Source organism: Pseudomonas sp. CFBP 13602 (assembly GCF_014842725.1).
Classification (GTDB): Bacteria; Pseudomonadota; Gammaproteobacteria; order Pseudomonadales; family Pseudomonadaceae; genus Aquipseudomonas; species Aquipseudomonas baltica.
Genome location: NZ_JACYVT010000001.1, coordinates 217,091 through 235,372, shown reverse-complemented (window position 1 = coordinate 235,372; position 18,282 = coordinate 217,091). Strand labels below are relative to the sequence as shown.

General features: G+C 62.3%; 22 protein-coding genes and 1 tRNA gene. 14 read left to right on the top strand and 9 right to left on the bottom strand.

All coding sequences use genetic code 11. The annotated features are described in order from the left end of the window. Positions 1-95: 95 nt before the first annotated feature. A complete protein-coding gene (locus IFU31_RS01030; RefSeq protein WP_122478189.1) occupies positions 96-851 on the top strand; it encodes a TerC family protein in 756 nt (251 codons plus the stop codon). 85 nt (positions 852-936) lie between these two features. Here the strand turns inward: IFU31_RS01030 and IFU31_RS21635 are convergent, their stop codons facing one another. Continuing rightward, positions 937-1,116 (bottom strand): hypothetical protein, encoded by a 180-nt coding sequence (locus tag IFU31_RS21635; protein WP_244657606.1) that lies wholly within the window; start codon positions 1,114-1,116, stop codon positions 937-939. A gap of 213 nt (positions 1,117-1,329) precedes the next feature. On the opposite strand from IFU31_RS21635, the gene IFU31_RS01025 reads away from it, so the two are divergent. Next, entirely contained in the window at positions 1,330-2,001 is a 672-nt protein-coding gene (locus IFU31_RS01025; protein ID WP_192102033.1) for a peptidase C39 family protein, read from the top strand. Positions 2,002-2,468: 467 nt separating this feature from the next. On the opposite strand, the gene IFU31_RS01020 is transcribed toward IFU31_RS01025, so the two are convergent. Beyond that, a complete protein-coding gene (locus IFU31_RS01020; protein ID WP_192056119.1) occupies positions 2,469-3,752 on the bottom strand; it encodes an NAD(P)/FAD-dependent oxidoreductase in 1,284 nt (427 codons plus the stop codon). A gap of 174 nt (positions 3,753-3,926) precedes the next feature. Between IFU31_RS01020 and IFU31_RS01015 the strand changes: the two genes are divergently transcribed. Then, positions 3,927-4,003 (top strand) — tRNA-Val (locus IFU31_RS01015). A gap of 62 nt (positions 4,004-4,065) precedes the next feature. Here the strand turns inward: IFU31_RS01015 and IFU31_RS01010 are convergent. From IFU31_RS01010 to IFU31_RS00995, 4 genes are all read right to left on the bottom strand, one after another. Then, positions 4,066-4,269, bottom strand: a complete 204-nt coding sequence (locus IFU31_RS01010) for a hypothetical protein (RefSeq protein ID WP_192102032.1) — start codon at positions 4,267-4,269, stop codon at positions 4,066-4,068. Between the two features lie 61 nt (positions 4,270-4,330). Further along, positions 4,331-4,564, bottom strand: a complete 234-nt coding sequence (locus tag IFU31_RS01005; protein ID WP_122478181.1) for a DUF6555 family protein — start codon at positions 4,562-4,564, stop codon at positions 4,331-4,333. A 150-nt stretch (positions 4,565-4,714) separates the two neighbouring features. Further along, a complete protein-coding gene (locus IFU31_RS01000) occupies positions 4,715-4,888 on the bottom strand; it encodes a hypothetical protein (RefSeq protein WP_192056113.1) in 174 nt (57 codons plus the stop codon). A gap of 88 nt (positions 4,889-4,976) precedes the next feature. Further along, positions 4,977-5,273 carry a DUF6388 family protein gene (locus IFU31_RS00995; RefSeq protein WP_192102031.1) on the bottom strand — a complete coding sequence of 99 codons (297 nt, stop codon included), beginning with the start codon at positions 5,271-5,273 and terminating at the stop codon, positions 4,977-4,979. Between the two features lie 145 nt (positions 5,274-5,418). Here IFU31_RS00995 and IFU31_RS00990 point away from each other — a divergent pair, with 145 nt between their 5' ends. Then, positions 5,419-5,991 carry an SPOR domain-containing protein gene (locus tag IFU31_RS00990; RefSeq protein ID WP_185793380.1) on the top strand — a complete coding sequence of 191 codons (573 nt, stop codon included), beginning with the start codon at positions 5,419-5,421 and terminating at the stop codon, positions 5,989-5,991. A 30-nt stretch (positions 5,992-6,021) separates the two neighbouring features. Here IFU31_RS00990 and IFU31_RS00985 read toward each other — a convergent pair whose 3' ends face one another. Together IFU31_RS00985 and IFU31_RS00980 are read right to left on the bottom strand one after the other, a co-directional pair. Beyond that, a complete protein-coding gene (locus IFU31_RS00985; protein ID WP_122478176.1) occupies positions 6,022-6,711 on the bottom strand; it encodes an endonuclease in 690 nt (229 codons plus the stop codon). Positions 6,712-6,715: 4 nt separating this feature from the next. Continuing rightward, a complete protein-coding gene (locus tag IFU31_RS00980) occupies positions 6,716-6,958 on the bottom strand; it encodes a DUF1654 domain-containing protein (RefSeq protein WP_192102030.1) in 243 nt (80 codons plus the stop codon). Positions 6,959-7,237: 279 nt separating this feature from the next. On the opposite strand from IFU31_RS00980, the gene IFU31_RS00975 reads away from it, so the two are divergent. The 4 genes from IFU31_RS00975 to IFU31_RS00960 are packed head-to-tail and all read left to right on the top strand — an operon-like array spanning position 7,238 to position 10,936. Continuing rightward, positions 7,238-8,119, top strand: coding sequence for a TauD/TfdA dioxygenase family protein (locus tag IFU31_RS00975; RefSeq protein WP_185793379.1), 882 nt, complete (start codon positions 7,238-7,240; stop codon positions 8,117-8,119). 13 nt (positions 8,120-8,132) lie between these two features. After that, a complete protein-coding gene (locus tag IFU31_RS00970; RefSeq protein WP_192102029.1) occupies positions 8,133-9,014 on the top strand; it encodes an ABC transporter ATP-binding protein in 882 nt (293 codons plus the stop codon). Positions 9,015-9,037: 23 nt separating this feature from the next. Beyond that, entirely contained in the window at positions 9,038-9,904 is an 867-nt protein-coding gene (locus tag IFU31_RS00965) for an ABC transporter permease (protein ID WP_192102028.1), read from the top strand. Between the two features lie 30 nt (positions 9,905-9,934). Continuing rightward, positions 9,935-10,936, top strand: a complete 1,002-nt coding sequence (locus tag IFU31_RS00960; RefSeq protein ID WP_192102027.1) for an ABC transporter substrate-binding protein — start codon at positions 9,935-9,937, stop codon at positions 10,934-10,936. A 93-nt stretch (positions 10,937-11,029) separates the two neighbouring features. Here IFU31_RS00960 and IFU31_RS00955 read toward each other — a convergent pair whose 3' ends face one another. Continuing rightward, complete coding sequence (locus IFU31_RS00955) at positions 11,030-13,063, bottom strand: mechanosensitive ion channel family protein (RefSeq protein WP_446731011.1); 2,034 nt, start codon at positions 13,061-13,063, stop codon at positions 11,030-11,032. A 169-nt stretch (positions 13,064-13,232) separates the two neighbouring features. Between IFU31_RS00955 and IFU31_RS00950 the strand changes: the two genes are divergently transcribed. The 6 genes from IFU31_RS00950 to IFU31_RS00925 all read left to right on the top strand — a co-directional run bounded on the left by IFU31_RS00950 (position 13,233) and on the right by IFU31_RS00925 (position 18,203). Then, the gene (locus tag IFU31_RS00950) at positions 13,233-14,384 is read left to right on the top strand and encodes an MFS transporter (RefSeq protein ID WP_192056100.1); all 1,152 of its coding nucleotides are present in this window, start codon (positions 13,233-13,235) and stop codon (positions 14,382-14,384) included. 72 nt (positions 14,385-14,456) lie between these two features. After that, the gene (locus IFU31_RS00945; protein WP_192057113.1) at positions 14,457-14,948 is read left to right on the top strand and encodes a GFA family protein; all 492 of its coding nucleotides are present in this window, start codon (positions 14,457-14,459) and stop codon (positions 14,946-14,948) included. 128 nt (positions 14,949-15,076) lie between these two features. Beyond that, positions 15,077-15,409, top strand: a complete 333-nt coding sequence (locus IFU31_RS00940) for a hypothetical protein (protein WP_446730933.1) — start codon at positions 15,077-15,079, stop codon at positions 15,407-15,409. A gap of 29 nt (positions 15,410-15,438) precedes the next feature. Next, positions 15,439-16,584: a PQQ-dependent sugar dehydrogenase gene (locus IFU31_RS00935; protein ID WP_122478163.1), complete on the top strand. Its 1,146-nt coding sequence runs from the start codon at positions 15,439-15,441 to the stop codon at positions 16,582-16,584. A gap of 107 nt (positions 16,585-16,691) precedes the next feature. Beyond that, the gene (locus tag IFU31_RS00930; protein WP_192056094.1) at positions 16,692-17,342 is read left to right on the top strand and encodes a glycosyltransferase; all 651 of its coding nucleotides are present in this window, start codon (positions 16,692-16,694) and stop codon (positions 17,340-17,342) included. Positions 17,343-17,357: 15 nt separating this feature from the next. Then, complete coding sequence (locus IFU31_RS00925) at positions 17,358-18,203, top strand: glycosyltransferase family 2 protein (protein WP_197979547.1); 846 nt, start codon at positions 17,358-17,360, stop codon at positions 18,201-18,203. Positions 18,204-18,282: the final 79 nt, after the last annotated feature.

The window sequence follows — 18,282 nt, the reverse complement described above, 5'->3', positions numbered from 1 at the left end:
AGCAAAGAGCCAGTAGTTGGGGCTTGCTAGCGTGCGCGGCACCAGCCGAGCCTCTCCAGACATTCAGCGAACCGTGATAAGGGCAGGAACGATACATGGAATACCTACTGGAACTGGCTTCAAGCCCCACCGCCTGGGTGGCATTGGTGACCCTGGTGATCATGGAAGTCGTGCTGGGCATCGACAACCTGATATTCATCTCGATTCTGACCAACAAGCTGCCCAAGGAAATTCAGGCCAAGGCACGCCGTATCGGTATCAGCATGGCGCTGATCCTGCGCCTGGGCCTGCTGAGTACCGTGGCGTACATCGTGCAACTGACCGAGCCGGTTTTCTCCGTGCTGGATCACTGGTTCTCGTGGAAGGACGTCATCCTGATCGCCGGTGGCTTGTTCCTGCTGTGGAAAGCGACCAAGGAGATCCACCACACCGTGGATCCGGTCGATCAGGAAGAGGCGAAGATCGGCGACAAGGTAAGCATGAGCTTCGCCTCGGCGATCGGTCAGATCCTGGTGCTGGACCTGGTGTTCTCCATCGACAGCATCATCACCGCCGTGGGCATGACCGAGCACTTGCCGATCATGATCATCGCCGTGGTCAGCGCCGTCATCGTGATGCTGGTGGCCGCAGAGCCTCTGGCCAAGTTCATCAACGACAACCCTACGGTGGTCATGCTGGCCCTGGGCTTCTTGATCATGATCGGCATGACGCTGATCGCCGAAGGCTTCGGTGCACACGTGCCTAAAGGCTATATCTACGCAGCGATGGCGTTCTCGGCGACGATCGAGGGCTTGAACATGTGGTCGCGAAGGTCCAAGCAGCGCAAGCTGGCGGCCAATCGCGAAGCGTAAAGGCGGCAGACAAAGCGAGGGGGCATGGATGCCCCCTTTTTTTCGCCTTTGATTTTAGGCTGGCTTGACGTTCCGGACGGACGGGTCAGACGTGCTGAGGCGTCCCGGTGCGACGGGATGCGGCCGGCGCAGAGCGCTTGGCTGCTCGAGGCTGCGGCTGCGCGTGCTGGTGGCGGCGAGCGATTCGCAGCACCCCCCAGAGCATGGCGGCCGCTACGGCCATCCAGCCGGCAATCAGGCTGAAGATTATCATTGCAAGGCTCATCACTACCTCCATTGCTTTCGCGTCTTCTAGGTCACGTAATAGATGACCTTGAGGGTTTGCGGGCGTTTCAACCTATTGACGAAAGGTCATTTGCGTGCATCGGCCGGGCCTGTGCGGCCGTCCATTGTTCAGCCGCTATACCGCTGGCTGCGGGAAATCTATGATGGCCGTTCCGGCGTCACAGTGTGTGTCGCCACGGAGCAAGGGAATACGATGCAGCCCAGATCTAACGTCGTGGCCGGTCTACTGCTGATGTGCAGCCTGGTAGCAGGTCTGGCCGGTTGCGCAAGCAACAACGGCCCGGCACTGCCTGGCCTGGCGGACCGAGTGGAGCTCAACGGCGTACCGTTCTATCGGGGCAACGCCAATCAAAGCGGCTCGATGGTGCTGGCCAGCATGCTCTCGCAGCAAGGCATTACCATTACACCTGGGTTGCTGGATCCGGCGCTGAAACTGCCCGGTGAAACAGATCGCCTGCAGCAGAACATCACGCAGGTAGCCCGCGAGTATGGCTTGCTGGTGTATGCGCTCGATCCGCAGCTCAACGCGTTGCTGACTCAGGTGGCGGCGGGTAACCCGGTGTTGCTGCGCTACAGCGAGGGCTCGGCGTTCTGGTCGCAACCGCGGTATGCCTTGTTGGTGGGCTATGACCGATTCAAACGGCACGTTTTGCTGCGCTCGGGGATGAACCGACGTCTGACGATGGATTTCGACAGCTTCGATTCGGCGTGGAAGAGCGTCGGTGCCTGGGCCATTCTGGTTCAGCAACCCAACCAGTTGCCGGCCAAGGTCGACCGCCAGCGCTGGCTGGACGCCGCTGGCGAAACCGCCGCAGCCGGCCAGGAACCCGCCGCAGCCCGCGCCCGCAAAGCGCTCGGCCCCTGAACGCTTCCGCCGTAGGAGCGGTCATCGGCCGCGAAAGGGGTTGTCGAGGTGTATCAGGTAAAGCGCCTATACCGCCGACGCGGCTTGCGCCGCTGCTACAGGGGATCGCGTTGCCTGTAGCAGCGGCGCGAGCCGCGTCGGCGGCGTCCGCGTTCTGCCTGACCCACCACAGCGCGCCCGGACGCGGCTTGCGCGCCTGTAGCAGCGGCGCGAGCCGCGTCGGCGGTGCACACGTTGCGCCTGACCCGCCACAGCGCCCCCGGACGCGGCTTGCGCCGCTGTTACAGGGGATCGCGGTGCCTGTAGCAGCGGCGCGAGCCGCGTCGGCGGTGTATGCGTTCTGCCTGACCCACCACAGCGCTCTCGGACGCGGCTTGCGCCGCTGCTACGGGGGATTGCGGTGCCTGTAGCAGCGGCGCGAGCCGCGTCCGGGGACGCCGCAGGGTTTCAGGCTGCTCGCGCTCCGATCAAAACCCCAGGCGATCGCGCAGGCTGTAATACCAGGCGCCCAGTTGGGTCAGCGGCGCGCCGAAGGTGCGGCCACCAGGGAAAGGGTAATGGGGCAGATCGGCGAAAGCGTCGAAACGCTCGGCCTGGCCGCTGAGCGCCTCGGCGAGCACCTTGCCCGCCAGGTGGGTGTAGGTCACCCCATGCCCGCTGCAACCCTGGGAATAATAGATGTTGTCGCCCAGGCGGCCCATCTGCGGCAGCCTCGACAAGGTCAGCAGGAAGTTGCCCGTCCAGGCGTAGTCGATCTTTACCTGCGCCAACTGCGGGAACGCCTTGAGCATCTTCGGTCGGATGATCGCCTCGATATTGGCGGGATCCCGCGCGCCATACACCACGCCACCGCCGAAAATCAGGCGCTTGTCGGCCGTCAGGCGGTAGTAATCGAGCAGATAGTTGCAGTCTTCCACACAGTAGTCCTGCGGCAGCAGGCTGCGCGCCAGCGCCTCGCCCAAGGGCTCCGTGGCGATCACCTGAGTGCCGCAGGGCATGGACTTGGCCGCCAGTTCTGGTACCAGCTCGCCCAGGTACGCATTGCCGGCAACGATCACGAATTTTGCCCGCACCCGGCCCTGAGCTGTGTGCACGACAGGATTGGCGCCACGCTCGATACGCAGCGCCGGGGACTGTTCATGGATGCGCCCGCCCAGCGATTCGACCGCTGCCGCTTCGCCCAGCGCCAGGTTCAGAGGGTGGATATGCCCGCCACTGACATCCAGCAGACCACCCATGTATTGATCGCAATCGACGACCTGGCGGATGCGCGTCTGGTCCATCAGCTCCAGCTGGGTGTGCCCATAACGTTCCCACAGGCGCTGTTGACCCTCCAGGTGCTTCATCTGTTTGACCGTCAGCGCAGCGAATACGCCACCGTTCTTCAAGTCGCAATTGATGCCGTAGCGAGTGACCCGGTCGCGAATGATCCGCGCGCCCTCGAAAGCCATGTCGCCGAGCAACCGCGCCTGTTCGGCACCGACGCTGCGTTCGATCACATCCAGATCCCGGCTGTAGCTGTTGACGATCTGCCCACCGTTGCGCCCCGAAGCACCGAAGCCGACCTTGGCCGCCTCCAGTACGCAAACGCTGAAACCGCGTTCGAGCAGGAACAGCGCACTGGACAGCCCGGTGTAGCCTGCGCCAATGATGCACACGTCCGTTTCGATATCATCCTGGAGGGCAGGGCGAGACGGCGCTGCATTGGCAGATGCGGCGTAGAAGGACGGGGGGTATTGCATGCTGGACATCCGGCAACCTCGGCTCGATGGGATTTCGCCTGTGCCGGGATGCTAACGCAGTTGCCCTTGCCTCACCAGCATGCCGAATTCACCCGCGCCAAAAATAATTCCGCATTTCATAGGGTTAGCGCGCAGAAAGGAGTTGACAGGCAACCCCGAATCCGTAGAATGCCGCCTAACAGCAGGCACGTAGCTCAGTTGGTTAGAGCACCACCTTGACATGGTGGGGGTCGTTGGTTCGAGTCCAATCGCGCCTACCAAACAAAATCCGCTCTGCTGGGCGGTCTGGAAGGGCTCACCGAAAGGTGGGCCCTTTTTGCGTTCACTGGGTGATGTGCTCGAGCCCTTCGATAAGGTTGGCCAGTTCCGCACTGCGCCGTTCGAGGTCAGCCAGCACCTGGTGAACCTCCGCACCTGCGCCGGGCCGCTGCAGGCAGCGTCGCACGTCGGCCAAGGCACCAGCGTATGCCTGCTGATGCTGATGAAGGCGCATCAAATGCAAAGCCAATAGATCGTGATCGAACATCGCGGCCACCTCGCTACGGGTTGCTGCAGTCTATCAATGCCGCCCGCCCGATCGCGCAGATTCAGTTCAATGGTCGCCACTGTACGTCACGCAGCCCGCGGCGTTCGACATGCCTTCTGAGTTGCGCCGCATGTTCTGCCGCGTTGGTGCCGCCATAGACCAGCCCGATGCCCGAGTGCAGCGCGGCGTAGTACAACGCATCGGCATCGCTCATGTGGGTATCGCGCTGCTGAAAGCGCCTGGCCTCACCGTTGAGGACGTAGCGAATCTCGTAGTCCGTGAACCGGCTTGTCATAGTTTACTCCCGTGTTACCGGGCATCAGACATGCAGGCCATTGGCCAGTTCCGTGGTGATGGCAAAAAACTACTATTGATCGCTTGCGTGAAGGGTCGCCAAGGCAAGCTTGATGTCACCCTGGCGAATCGCAGGACCGATGCCCAATGCTCAGCTGGGTTCGGTGGACGCGTCAGCACCGTCGATGTCCAGATCGTCCGGGTCTGCTTCGGGCTCATCTGCATCGGCGTCGTTCAGCGCGGCGCCATCGCTGTGCACCTCATCGTCGAGAGGTGATTCCCCGGCCTGGCCGATAAGCGGGATGGGATCGAGATCGATAGTCATGGCATGCCTCGCAAGTTGACGTGGGTGTCATGCTTTCGAGAGACGATGGGCGAGCAGGGTTCGATTCAGCTTGAGACCGTCGGTCATGTCACAGTTCGACGGCATTGAATTCGCAATAGTCTTCCCAGCTCAGGCCCAGTGCGTCCGCCACTTCCTGGTGAACCTCGAGGCGCATGGTCTTGAGTTCTTCCGGGCTTTGCGCAATCAATTGCAGCGCCAGCTCCCAAGGTTCCAGGCCCTGGGCCTGCGCCTCGTCCTCGAAGGCCCACTGCACCTGTTCGGCCTGCTCGCGGCTGTCCAGCACCTGAATCTCCTCGCGCAACTCGGGGTGGGCGTCGAGGAATATCGCCAGTGCGGCTGAGTTGCGGTCTTCTTTGGCGATCATGTCGGGGCCCTGCTGGCTATTCGAAAAGGTAAGGCTTGCATGATGCCACGACGTTGCCGCGGCGTCAGCGGCGGTCGACGCTAGAACGGGCGCCGGCCGGGTGGATAGTGATAAAATCGGCGCCTCGAATTCTGGAGGTAGGCGTGTGCGCAAGTTGATGATGGTGATGGCAATGCTGACGTTGGCCGGTTGCGGTACCGCGTTCGAAAAAGCCCATGAGGCGGTGTCGCAGCTGTTGGAGAACCCCAAGACGGCGCGCTTCACCAATGTTCGCACCACCGATCAAGGCAACTACTGTGGCCAGGTGAAGGGCAAGAACGCCCAGGGCGTCTACGGGCCCTACCGCAGCTACGCGGCCGTCCCCCATGGCGACCGGTTCGAAGTGGTCATCGACAACGATGGCAACGACCCTCGCGTGCGCGAAGTGTGCGGCAGCGCCGAGGAACTGCTGGCGCCCGTCGATGTAGCCGAACAGCCAGGGCAGCGTTGGGAGGTGCGTATCGTTTCGGGTCGCAACATGGGCTCGGTGACCGACATGGCGGCGCGGCTGGTGGAAAACGGCTTCGTTGCCAGCTTCGTCCAGCGTGATGGCCAGACCCTGGTCTACCTTGGGCCGTTCGACAGCCGGGCCGAAGCGGACAAGGAGCGCGCTCGCCTCATGGGCTCGCGCGGTATCGAATCGGTGGTGATGCCTTTCAGCGAGGCCGACAAGCCCTGAAGCGCGGTTGCACGCCAGGGCTCTCTGGCTTCAGCCGCAGGCCTTGAGGTCTACCGGCCCGACGAAGGCGTTGCCGTGGCCCATCACGCACGCCACCTGCTGGTTGCGCTGGCGCTCCCAGACCTGCACCGGGTAGGTCTTGTCCCAGGCCTGGTACAGCTGGGTGTCCTGGCGCGACAGGCGCAATCCGTACTGCTTGCTCATGTACATATAGGTGCGCGCGATCATCCCGCGGATCGAAGGCCGTGGCATGACCTTCTTGGCCTTGAAGTCGACCTGGGTCAGGCATGAACCGTACTGCCCGCGTTGTTCGGGCAGCCAGCCGAAGCTGAAGTTGCTGCGGTCGCCATTCACCTCGCCAATGCTCGGTACCAGGTTGTGCAGATCGGCTTCGGCGGTCTGGTAGACCTTGTCGTTGCGGGTGCAGTTCTTGCGCCCGCCGTTCTGCCAGCATTGGCGCTGGTGGCCGATCTGCCACGCCGGGACGATATGCTCCCATTCGATGCGCGCAGCGCGGTTGGCGTTCTTGCGCGGTACATAGCCGCACGCCGCAAGGTTGACCCGATTGCCGGTGTACTTGCAGCCGCAGTAAAACTCGGTGGACTGCGGAGCGTACAGCTTCCAGGCGACTTTCTTGGCTTCGCTGAACGTGCGTGGGGCATCGGCATACGCGGTAAAGCTGAACAACATCAAGCTGATGAAAAAACTGCGGACCATCATCGAATCAATCTTCCTTCGGCACGACCCAGAAAATCTGCACGCCACCGTCGTCGCGGTGGGCGAGGGTGACATTGTCGTTCTCGGCGATTTCCTCGAGCATTTGTGCCCAATCGTCCTCGCTTTCCTGCTCGAGGCGGAATATGAGGGCGGCGCGAGACTTCTGCGCGGTGGGCGAATTGATGATCTTCTGGACGCGCACGCTAAGACGCTCATAGGCGCTCGGCGCGGCAGGGGTGGCAGTAGTCACGACAGAATTCCTTGTTGGCTGTACGTGCGTACAGTATTTGACTGTAAGACGTTTCGCAATAGCGCAGGGTCAATAGCCGGTTTCTGACAGCCAATCCTGTTGTTTTCTTCACGGCGTTTAAAAAAAACTTCAAGCGGATCAGAGACATCCGACGCGACTCCACAATCTGAAAGTCCCGACAGCGATATCGATATGCGATAACGATATTTAAAATTCTATTCTTATAGCTCTACAGTCTGGCCATCCCCTCGTACTCAATAGCCAGAGTCGGAGCACAACATGGCCGCCGTTCTTCCTGAAACCTCACGTCAAGCCTTCGAAGTTCGCCCGCTGGCCGGCCATGTCGGTGCCGAAATCGTCGGCCTGGACCTGCGCCTGGCGTTGAGTGACGAAGACTTCACCCGCATTCACCGCGCCCATCTCGACCATCATGTCGTGGTGTTTCGCGATCAGCGCATCACCCCTGAGCAACAGATCGACTTCAGCCGTCGTTTCGGTGTGCTGCAAATCCATGTGCTCAAGCAGTTCCTGCTCGCAGGGCACCCAGAGATCCTCATCGTTTCCAACATTGTCGAGAACGGCCAGCCGGTCGGGCTGGGTGACGCCGGCAAATACTGGCATTCGGACCTGTCCTATAAAGAACTGCCGAGCCTGGGCTCCATGCTGCATGCGCAGGAATTACCCAGCGAAGGCGGTGACACCTTGTTCGCCGACATGCACAGGGCTTGGGACACTCTTCCCACAGCACTGCGCCAGGCCGTTGAGGGCAAGCACGCCGTGCATTCCTATACCGCGCGCTACAGCGAGGGCAAGAACGCCGCCAACTGGCGACCGACCCTGAGTGCCGAACAGCTGGCCCAGGTGGTCACCGTGACCCATCCGGTGGTTCGCACCCATCCAGAGAACGGGCGCAAGGCTTTGTTCGTCAGCGAAGGCTTCACCACGCACATCGTGGGCCTGCCCGAAGATGAAAGCCGCGACCTGTTGCAGCAGCTCTATGCCCACAGCGTGCGCGATGAGCATGTGTACCGTCATCAGTGGCAGCCACACGACATGGTGTTCTGGGACAACCGCTCGTTGGTACACCTCGCGGCCGGCTGTCCGGACCACCTGCGGCGCAAGTTGTACCGCACCACCATCCAGGGCGATGCGCCGTTTTGATAGGGAGTCTTGCATGAACGCTGCACTGCCAGGCCACACGGCCAGCGCTGATATCGCAGGTGTACCCGGGCAACGGCCGACTGCCGAGACCCTGCTGCAGGTGGACAACGTCAGCCTCGAATACCGCACCTCCGAACGGGTGGTGCGCGCAACGCATCAGGTCAGCTTCGAAGTGGACCGTGCCGATCGCTTTGTCCTGCTGGGTCCCTCCGGGTGCGGTAAATCCACGCTGCTCAAAGCGGTGGCGGGCTTCATCAAGCCCAGCGAAGGGCAGATTCGCCTCGCCGGAGAGCGCATAGAAGAGCCAGGCCCGGACCGTATCGTGGTGTTCCAGGAGTTCGATCAACTGCCCGCCTGGAAAACCGTGATCGAGAACGTGATGTTCCCGCTGCTGGCGTCGCGCACCTTGAAACGCGCCGAAGCCAACGAGCGCGCCCGTCACTACCTGGAGAAGGTCGGCCTCAGTGCTTTCGCCGATGCCTACCCGCATACGTTGTCTGGCGGCATGAAGGCGCGGGTCGCCATCGCTCGCGCGCTGGCCATGCAGCCGAAGATCCTGCTGATGGACGAACCGTTCGCGGCGCTCGACGCACTGACGCGGCGCAAGATGCAGGAAGAACTGCTGGAACTTTGGCAGGAAGTGCGCTTCACCTTGCTCTTCGTCACCCACTCCATCGAAGAAGCATTGGTGGTGGGCAACCGCATCCTGCTGCTGTCGCCGCACCCGGGCCGGGTGCGGGCGGAAATCAACAGCCACCAGTTCGACCTGAGCAGCCTGGGCGGCGTCGATTTCCAGGCCAGCGCGCAACGCATCCATCGCCTGCTGTTCGACGAGGGCGAAGCGCCCGAGCTGGACCGTCCGGTGGATTTCCAGCGCCTGCGCATCGCCTACTGAACTCGCCGCATTCGGAGCACGACATGAGCCTTTCCCCACCCGCACGCCAGGAGTACGAAGTCGTCCTGGAGCCGTTCACCCAAGCCGAACTGGTGCGCGACATCTCCTTGGCGCAGCGGATCTGGCAACAGGCCTGGGTGCGCAAGGGCGTGATCCTGCTCGCCCTGGCGGTTATCTGGGAACTGGCCGCGCGTTGGCAGAACAACGACTTGCTGCTGCCCAGCTTCATGCAGACCGCCCATGCCTTCATCGACGGTGTGGCCAGTGGCGAACTGTTGAGCAAGGTATGGATTTCACTGACGGTACTGATCAAGGGCTACCTGATCGGCATCGTCCTGGCCTTCGGCTTGACCACACTGGCAGTGTCGACCCAGCTGGGGCGGGACCTGCTCAGCACTCTGACGGCAATGTTCAACCCCTTGCCGGCCATCGCGCTGTTGCCGCTGTCGCTGCTGTGGTTCGGCCTGGGCGAGAACAGCCTGATTTTCGTGCTGGTGCATTCGGTGCTGTGGGCATTGGCACTGAACACCTACGCAGGCTTCCTCGGCGTGTCGGAAACCCAGCGCATGGCGGGCCGCAACTACGGCCTGGGAGGGCTGCGATTCGTCTGGTACATCCTCATTCCGGCCGCGCTGCCGTCGATCCTGGCAGGCCTGAAGATCGGCTGGGCGTTCGCCTGGCGCACCTTGATCGCCGCAGAGCTGGTGTTCGGCGCCTCGTCGGGCAAGGGTGGCCTGGGCTGGTACATTTTCCAGAATCGCAACGAGCTGTACACCGACAAGGTGTTCGCCGGCCTGGCTGCGGTGATCCTGATCGGCCTTTTGGTGGAAAACCTGCTGTTCAACACGTTCGAACGCCTCACCATCAAGCGCTGGGGCATGCAGCGCTGAGTCCATTTCCTTTAGTCCAGAGACTTCATCATGGTATTTGCAAGCAAGCTATCCCTGGCCTGCGGCCTGGCCGGCGCACTGCTGGCCGGCGGCGCCAGCGCCGAAGGCAAGATCAGCATCGCCCAGCAGTTCGGCATCGGCTACTTGATCCTCGATGTCGTGCGTGACCAGCAGCTGATCGAGAAACACGGCAAGCAGCAAGGCGTGGACATCGAAGTGGACTGGAACAGCATTTCCGGAGCCACCGCGATGAACGAGGCATTGCTCGCCGGTGCGTTGGATGTGGTGTCGGCCGGCGTGCCGCCGATGCTCACCGTCTGGGACCGCACCAAGGGTCGGCAGAACGTCAAGGCCATCGCGTCGCTGGGCTCGATGCCCAACTACCTGCTCAGTAACAATCCTGACGTCAAGACCTTGCAGGACTTCACCGACAAGGACCGCATCGCGGTGCCCGCCGCAGGGGTTGGCTTCCAGTCTCGCACCTTGCAGTTGGAGACGGCCAAACTCTATGGCGACAAGGAATTCAAGAAATTCGATAACATTTCGGTGAGCATTCCCCACCCGGACGCCACCTCGGCGCTGATGGCCGGCGGTTCGGAAATCAGCGCGCATTTCTCCAGCCCGCCGTTCCAGTACCAGGCCCTGGAAAACCCCAAGGTGCACAAGGTGCTCAGCAGCTACGACATCCTCGGCGGCCCGGCGACCTTCAATGTGCTGTACACCACGCAGAAATTCCACGACGACAACCCCAAGACCTACAAGGCGTTCTATGACGCATTGGTGGAAGCCGCGCAGATCGTCAAGGCCGACAAGGTCGCCGCAGCCAAGACCTATATTCGCGTGGAGAAATCGACCTTGAGCGAGGCGTTCGTGGAAAAGATCGTCCAGGACCCGGAGATCGACTTCACGGTGGTGCCGCAACGCACCTTCATATACGCCGAGCGGCTGCATGAGCTGGGTGTGCTGAAGAACAAGGCAGACAGCTGGAAAGACTACTTCTTCGAAGAAGCCCACGGCGGCGCCGGTAGCTGATCCGCCCGCTCCATCACCATCGACGCACACCTCGGCACCGACGTTCACGCACCCTGTGAACGTCGGTGCCGAGTTTTTTTTGCGGCGGGTAATTCAGGCCGGGGTCGGGGCGGGCAGGCCGAGGGCAGGGTAGTACTGGGCGAAACGCACGTTGTCATGCTGGTCGACCAGCTTCTTCAGGCGCTCGTTGAATGCCCGGCCCACGCCGTACTGACCGCCGGACACAGTGCGGAATTGCGAGGTCAGGACGATGCCATTGAGGTCCATCTTGTCCACCCCGAACACCTGCAACGGACCCTGCAGGTTGTGCTTGAGCATCACGTCCTCGACGATGGATTGCCCCGCCTGCTTGATCAGGTCCAGGGCGGTGTCGATGTCGCTGTCGTAGGTGAACTGCACCGAGAAGAACGCGTAGGCGAATTGCCGGGATTGGTTGGTGACTGCCTTGATCTGGCCGAACGGCACCGAATGCACGAAGCCCTTGCCGTCGCGCAGGCGCAGGGTGCGGATGGTCAGGCTCTCCACCGTGCCGGCGTGGCCGGAGTCGAGTACCACCCAGTCGCCGATGGCGATGGTGTCTTCGATGAGGATGAACAGGCCGGTGATCACATCCTGCACCAGTTGCTGCGAACCAAAGCCGATGGCCAGGCCGACTACCCCGGCACCGGCCAGAAGCGGCGCGACGTTGATGCCCAGGTTGGCCATGGTGGTGATGGTGCAGATCACCAGCAGGATGATCTTGATCGCGTTGCGCAGCATCGGCAGGATGGTCAGCACCCGCGTGCTCGGCTGGCGCGAGGCGCGTTTGCCGACCGACGGCTTCAGTGCCTCCTGGATGGCTGTGTCCAGGACCACCCACAACAGCCAGGTGACCAGCAGGATCAAGCCGATGCTGCTCAGCGAATCGCTGATCGCCCGGCCCATGTTGTTGCTGGCGGCGAATTCGAGCATCGACACGCCCCAGATGCGTCCCAGCAGTTCGATGAAGGCGATGGCCATGACGATGCGCACCACGGCGTGGCCCAGGTTGCGCAGCAGCTCTTTATAGGGGCGCAGTCGCGGTGTGGCGGTGGCGGCAGGCTTGAATAGATGTTGCATGACAGTGCTGAGGAACACCGTGGCAATCAGCAGCACCGTGGTGAGCAGGGCGTTCTGCAAGGCCTTCTGGCTTTCTTCGCCGGCGCCGATCAGGTGCACCGCCGAGACAAGAATCATCAGCAGGATGGGCAGGTACCACAGCGACGAAAACAGCCGCAGCGACTCTTGCACCCCGCGGTGCTGCAGGCGCTGCGCCAGTGGCCGATTGCGGATCAGATGGGCCACCGGCCGACGCATGCGCACCACCAGCACCGCGAAGGACAAGGTGGCGAACAGGCCCGTGACCACCGCCAGGCTGGCGGTGAAGTTGGTGCCCAGCTGGCGGGCGATCTGCGGGCTGGTGAGGGCGTCGCTCAGGGCCGCCAGAAAGCCGATCATGAACAGCGGGCGCGGCGCATAGCGACGCAGCACCGTGACCGCAGCGCGCTTGTGACCGCTGTCGAACAACGTGATCACGCACATGATCACCGAGGTGGAGAAAATGCCGCTGCTGGTGGCGTAGGCCAGCGACATGCCGATGGCTCTGGCGATGGATGCGTCCAGCGAGTGACTGGCATATAGCGTCACTGGCAGGGCAATGATAGCCGGCAAGGTGAACGGCAGGATGTAGCCCAACAGGTTGTGCAGGCGCGGACGCTCGCGGACGAAACGACGGTGGCCGCTGCGGGCAACGATGAAGCGCCCGAGAAAATGCGCGAGCAGAAACGCTGCCATCCAGCACACCGACAGCAGAATGAAATCCGTTGCCAGGTCGAGTGCCGAGTGGGAGTGTCGATTGATCAACTTATCGACCTCGCTGGCGGCGCGGTCGGTGCGCAAGCGCCAGGTGTCGAGCAGATGTTCGTCGAGATCGAGCTTCTTCTGCACGTCGTCGATGCCGGTACTGATGGCCCCCAGCAAGCCGCCTTGCACCAGCGGTGCTGGTTCTTCGACAGGCGCATCGGCCGCCGGGGCTTCAGCGGCCTGCAGGGTGGAAGTCAGCAGCAGGAACAGCAGGGGGAGGAGGATTTTCGCCGGGGAACTGAACACAATGCGGGTCGCTCTATTGATCGGTACACCAGTCGTTGAGTGAATTTTTACCGGCAAGTTCGCCGATCCACGGCATTTGTCGCGATTGTTCATCTTGCATTCAAGGTAGTCGCCTGTCGCTCGAGCGGTGCGCGCGGCTGCATGAAACTCTTTATCCAAGGCTTTGATCATGTCGTCGAGCAGCACCTTCGCCACCGCCGCGCCGGGTCGGCAAGAGCAGTTTTCCACCCGTATCGCTTTCTTCATCGCCGGCTTCGCCATGGCCGCCTGGGCGCCGCTGGTGCCGCTGGCCAAGGCGCGGGCGCAACTCAGCGACGGCAGCCTGGGCCTGCTGCTGCTTGGGCTGGGCGCAGGTTCCATCCTGGCCATGCCGTTGGCAGGTTATTTCTGCGCGCGCTGGGGCTGCCGACGCGTCATCGTCGGTGCAGCCTTGCTCATCTGCCTGACGTTGCCGCTGCTGGCCAGTGTGGCGACCCTGCCGCTGTTGATTGCCGCAATCCTGGTGTTCGGCGCCGGAATGGGTGCCATCGACTGCGCCATGAACATCCAGGCGGTGCTGGTCGAGAAGGCCAGTGGCCGGCCGATGATGTCCGGCTTCCACGGTTTGTTCAGTGTGGGTGGCATCCTCGGAGCGGGCGGCATGACCGCTTTGCTTGCGCTCGGCCTGACGCCGCTGCTGGCGGTGGCCTGCGTGGTAGCGCTGACCCTTGTCGCGGTATTCAAGGCGGCGCCGCATCTGTTGCCCTATGGCAATGAAAGCGATGGCCCGCTGTTCGCCGTACCACGTGGGATCGTGCTGTTCCTCGGGGCGCTGTGTTTCATCGTCTTTCTCACCGAGGGGGCCATGCTCGACTGGAGTGCTGTATTCCTGGTTTCCGAGCGCGACATGCAACCTGCCTACGCAGGGCTTGGCTACGCTGCCTTCGCCACGACCATGACCATCGGGCGCCTGACCGGCGATGCCATCGTCTCGCGTTTCGGTGGCGCCCGGGTCACGTTGTACGGGGGGCTCTGCGCGGCAATCGGTCTGGCCTTGTCGCTGGCCGTTCCGGCGTGGCCGGCGGCATTGCTGGGCTATGCCTTGATCGGCGCAGGCTGCTCGAACATCGTCCCGGTGCTGTTCACCGCGGTCGGGCGCCAGACCACCATGCCGCAGAGCGCCGCCATTCCTGCCATGACGTCCCTGGGGTATGCGGGCATCCTGGTAGGCCCGGCTTTCATCGGCTTCGTGGCCCACGCCAGCAGCCTGTCGATTGCCCTGGGCGTGTTGATCGTGCTGCTCCTGTTCGTCGCGGCCAGCGGGCGCTACCTGCGAAACTGAACGGCCCGTGCAGGGTCTACGCTGAACGTTCATCAACCGCTCATTGATCGCCACTCGATACGGAGTTCAGCCATGCAACTGCACGGATCCTGTCACTGCGGTGCCGTCACTTTCAGCCTGCACAGCGCCCATCCTTACCCTTATCAGCGGTGCTACTGTTCGATCTGCCGCAAGACCCAGGGTGGCGGCGGTTACGCCATCAACCTGGGCGGCGAGGCGGCCAGTCTCAATGTGCAGGGTCGTAGTCATATCACCGTCTACCATGCCAGGTTGCCCGACGAGAACGGCAGCGGCACTCACCCCAGTACTGCCGAGCGGCATTTCTGCCACCTGTGCGGCAGCGCCTTGTGGTTGTTCGATCCGGCCTGGCCGGAGCTGGTGCATCCATTCGCCAGTGCCATCGACAGCGAGTTGCCGGTGCCGCCCGAACACACCCACCTGCTGCTCGATTCCAAGGCGAGCTGGGTCGAGGTGCAGTCCGGCAAGCACGACCGGCAGTTTCAACAGTACCCGGACGAGTCGCTTGCGCAGTGGCACGAGAGGCTCGGCCTGACCCAGCCTTGAGTGGTGCAGGTCGATATTTGAAACATGGTGAATCACCTCGACGAGCTCGCCGGGCCATGCCGCGGCGAACGTCAGGGACAATTCATCCTCAAATCCCTGAATCCACCGTGATCGAGGGCGAGATACCCATGAAGTTGTCCCTACTGGCGTCGCTGATGCTTGGCACGATGCTGTCTCATTCGGCGATGGCCCACGTGTCGATCGCCACCGAGCAACCGCGTCAGCCAATCACCGTGGCCGCCAACGATACCTCCAATCCCTACAACAGCCCCACTCGACGGATCAATCCGAACAGCCGCCAGGGCACTACCGCGCCCAATCCGCAACTGCGCCAGCCGACGCCGCGCACCGACAATCCGCGACCGCCGACGCTTGAAAACCGCGGCATCGGCAACGGCGAGAACCTGCGCCGCCCGGCCAACGGCACCCAACAACCCCGCACCGCCCCTGGCACGCGTTGATCACTCCATTCTTGCTGAAGGATAAGCCCATGCTGCAGAAAACCCTTTTGGCCTCGGCTTGCGCCGGCCTTGCGCTGTACGGACTGGCCGCTTCGGCGGCAACGGTGACCACTTACCCGAGCGAACTGGGCCAGATCACTGTGACAACCGTGGCCGAAGGCCTCAAATACCCTTGGGGTTTGGCCTTCCTGCCGGACAACAAGGGCATGCTGGTCACTGAAAAACCGGGTGATCTGCGCGTGGTCAGCGCCGAGGGCAAAATCTCTTCACCCATCAGCGGTGTACCGCAGGTATGGGCGAAGAATCAAGGCGGGTTGCTCGACGTGGTGCTGTCACCCGACTTCAAGGCCGACCGCATGGTCTACCTGTCGTATGCCGAACAGGGCCAGGATGGCAAGGGCGGCACCGCCGTGGGTCGTGGACGGTTGTCCGAAGACCTGACTCATCTGGAAAACTTCACCACGATTTTCCGCCAGGAGCCGAAGCTGTCGGTCGGCAATCACTTCGGTTCCCGTCTGGTCTTCGACCGCGACGGCTACCTGTTCATCGCCCTGGGCGAGAACAACGAGCGTGCCACCTCTCAGGACCTGGACAAGCTGCAGGGCAAGGTTGTGCGCATCTTCGCCGACGGCAAGGTGCCCAAGGACAACCCGTTCGTGGGGCAGAAGGGCGTGCGTCCGGAAATCTGGTCATTCGGGCATCGCAACCAGCAAGGCGCTGCGCTGAACCCGTGGACCGGCACCCTCTGGACCCATGAGCACGGCGCCCGTGGCGGTGACGAGCTGAACATCATCGAGCGCGGCGCCAATTACGGCTGGCCGCTCTACACCCACGGGATCAATTACTCCGGGGAGCCGATTCCCGAGGCCCGCGGCAAGACCGGGCCGGGCATCACCGATCCGTATCATGTGTGGGAAAAGTCACCGGCCATCAGCGGCATGGCGTTCTATGACAACGACAAGTTCAAGCGCTGGAACCACAATCTGTTCATCGGTGCGTTAGCCTCCGAAGACCTGATTCGCCTGCAGTTCGAGGGTGACAAGGTGGTTCACGAGGAACGTCTGCTGGGTGAACGCGGCGAGCGGATCCGCGACGTGCGCCAAGGCCCGGATGGCTATCTGTATGTGTTGACCGATGACGACGACGGGGAATTGCTCAAGATCGGTCTTGAATGAATCTGCACGTTTCATCGTTTATCTGAAACCTCTCGTTCATCTTCGAGTCGATTGCTGGTCAATGGCCAGCATGGTCTCGACGATTTCGTCTCTTCAAGAGGTTCAGCATGATCGGCGTCATCATTCCTGTGCAAAACGAGCACGCCAGTCTCGACCGATGCCTGCGATCGGTCATGTTGGCTGCCGAGCACGGCACGCTGTGTACCGAACTGGTACGCATCGTCGTGGTGCTCGACGCCTGCAGCGACAGGTCGCGCGATATCGCCCAGCGCTATCCGGTACGGCTGATCGATACCAATGCCGCCAACAAGGTAGCGGCGAGGGCCGCAGGCGCCGCACACCTGGTACAGGCGGGCGCACGATGGCTGGCCTGGACGGAAGCGGATGTGCGGGTGCCTGATGACTGGCTGGCCGCGCAGCTGGCCTACGGAGTCGACGCTGTGTGCGGGCGGGTGGATGCCGAGCCGGGTGCCAGCCGCTTCGTACAGGGTCGGCGGCGGCGCTCGGTGACCATGGATGAACGGCGCTCGAACGTGCATATGGCCAATCTCGGTATGAGCACCTTGGCCTACACGGATGCCGGAGGGCTGAATGCGAGCTTGGGTCATGACGAGCGGCATCTGATCGAACAGGTGGAGGCCCGCGGCCGGCGCATTGCCTGGAGCGGATCGGTGCGCGTCAGCCGGTGTGCCCCGGCGGGCAGCGGTTACGGCGAGCCGGCGCGGTTGCCGGGGTTGTGCAAGGTGAGTGGGTTCTGACGAGGTGAACGTGACATGGTGAGTGTGATCACACTGGTGCATGGCCGCGAGCGACAGCTGGACAATGTTATCCGTGGACTGGAGCAGGGCAACCTGATGCCCGAGGCGTTCTGGGTGGTGTTCATGAATCAGCCGGCGCGTGATTTGCACAGTGAGTGCTTTCCCATCCACTGCCTCGTGGTCGATGATGCGTCTCATGGCTTGCCGCTGGCGAAAGCGCGCAATGCCGTGCGCCAATGCGGGGGCGAGCATTGGGTGTTCCTCGACGTGGACTGCATCCCGAGCCAAAGCCTGCTGTCCGATTACGCGGCCGCGCTGCGTGAAAGGCCTGAAGCTTTGCACCTGGGCGAGGTCCGTTACTTGCCCAGTACCGCCCGGATGGAAGACTGGACTCAAGCCACGTTGATGCGCGACGGCGTTGCCCATCCGCTCAGCCAATACCGCGGGAAGCCGGGTTCGCTGCTTGCGCATCACCTGTTCTGGTCGCTGAATTTCGCTTGCACCCGTGAGGTATTCGAACGCATCGGTGGCTTTGACGAGGGGTACCTGGGCTACGGCGCCGAAGACACCGATTTCGCGTTCAGCGCGCGTCACCAAGGCGTGGAGCTACGAGTGGCAGCGGCCCTGGCCTTCCATCAATACCACCCGACCTGGCGTCCGCCGCTCAACCATTTTTCGGCGATCGTAGCCAATGCTCAGCGCTTTCACCAGCGCTGGGCGCAATGGCCGATGGAGGGCTGGCTCGGCGAGTTTGCGGAGCTGGGCCTGGTGAGCTGGACGTCTGACTCGCTGGAGATCCTGCGTTATCCCACTGATGCCGAGGTCGATGCTTGCCTGGACAAGGCCGGCTCGGGGTTCTAAAAGCCTGGTCAGATCCGGCAATGATTGTGCGCTTGCCCTGGGCTCATCTGTTTTCTACGTTGAAGGCTTTTCGGTGGAC

What these genes read in the sequence shown, in the direction of transcription:
- IFU31_RS21635 (WP_244657606.1), bottom strand. Translation starts at nt 1,116, where the DNA reads ATGAGCCTTGCAATGATAATCTTCAGCCTGATTGCCGGCTGGATGGCC.
- IFU31_RS00935 (WP_122478163.1), top strand. Translation starts at nt 15,439, where the DNA reads ATGCTGCAGAAAACCCTTTTGGCCTCGGCTTGCGCCGGCCTTGCGCTG.
- IFU31_RS00930 (WP_192056094.1), top strand. Translation starts at nt 16,692, where the DNA reads ATGATCGGCGTCATCATTCCTGTGCAAAACGAGCACGCCAGTCTCGAC.
- IFU31_RS00940 (WP_446730933.1), top strand. Translation starts at nt 15,077, where the DNA reads ATGAAGTTGTCCCTACTGGCGTCGCTGATGCTTGGCACGATGCTGTCT.
- IFU31_RS01010 (WP_192102032.1), bottom strand. Translation starts at nt 4,269, where the DNA reads ATGTTCGATCACGATCTATTGGCTTTGCATTTGATGCGCCTTCATCAG.
- IFU31_RS00965 (WP_192102028.1), top strand. Translation starts at nt 9,038, where the DNA reads ATGAGCCTTTCCCCACCCGCACGCCAGGAGTACGAAGTCGTCCTGGAG.
- IFU31_RS00960 (WP_192102027.1), top strand. Translation starts at nt 9,935, where the DNA reads ATGGTATTTGCAAGCAAGCTATCCCTGGCCTGCGGCCTGGCCGGCGCA.
- IFU31_RS00995 (WP_192102031.1), bottom strand. Translation starts at nt 5,273, where the DNA reads ATGATCGCCAAAGAAGACCGCAACTCAGCCGCACTGGCGATATTCCTC.
- IFU31_RS01025 (WP_192102033.1), top strand. Translation starts at nt 1,330, where the DNA reads ATGCAGCCCAGATCTAACGTCGTGGCCGGTCTACTGCTGATGTGCAGC.
- IFU31_RS00950 (WP_192056100.1), top strand. Translation starts at nt 13,233, where the DNA reads ATGTCGTCGAGCAGCACCTTCGCCACCGCCGCGCCGGGTCGGCAAGAG.
- IFU31_RS00925 (WP_197979547.1), top strand. Translation starts at nt 17,358, where the DNA reads ATGGTGAGTGTGATCACACTGGTGCATGGCCGCGAGCGACAGCTGGAC.
- IFU31_RS01030 (WP_122478189.1), top strand. Translation starts at nt 96, where the DNA reads ATGGAATACCTACTGGAACTGGCTTCAAGCCCCACCGCCTGGGTGGCA.
- IFU31_RS01020 (WP_192056119.1), bottom strand. Translation starts at nt 3,752, where the DNA reads ATGTCCAGCATGCAATACCCCCCGTCCTTCTACGCCGCATCTGCCAAT.
- IFU31_RS00975 (WP_185793379.1), top strand. Translation starts at nt 7,238, where the DNA reads ATGGCCGCCGTTCTTCCTGAAACCTCACGTCAAGCCTTCGAAGTTCGC.
- IFU31_RS00970 (WP_192102029.1), top strand. Translation starts at nt 8,133, where the DNA reads ATGAACGCTGCACTGCCAGGCCACACGGCCAGCGCTGATATCGCAGGT.
- IFU31_RS00985 (WP_122478176.1), bottom strand. Translation starts at nt 6,711, where the DNA reads ATGATGGTCCGCAGTTTTTTCATCAGCTTGATGTTGTTCAGCTTTACC.
- IFU31_RS00945 (WP_192057113.1), top strand. Translation starts at nt 14,457, where the DNA reads ATGCAACTGCACGGATCCTGTCACTGCGGTGCCGTCACTTTCAGCCTG.
- IFU31_RS01005 (WP_122478181.1), bottom strand. Translation starts at nt 4,564, where the DNA reads ATGACAAGCCGGTTCACGGACTACGAGATTCGCTACGTCCTCAACGGT.
- IFU31_RS01000 (WP_192056113.1), bottom strand. Translation starts at nt 4,888, where the DNA reads ATGACTATCGATCTCGATCCCATCCCGCTTATCGGCCAGGCCGGGGAA.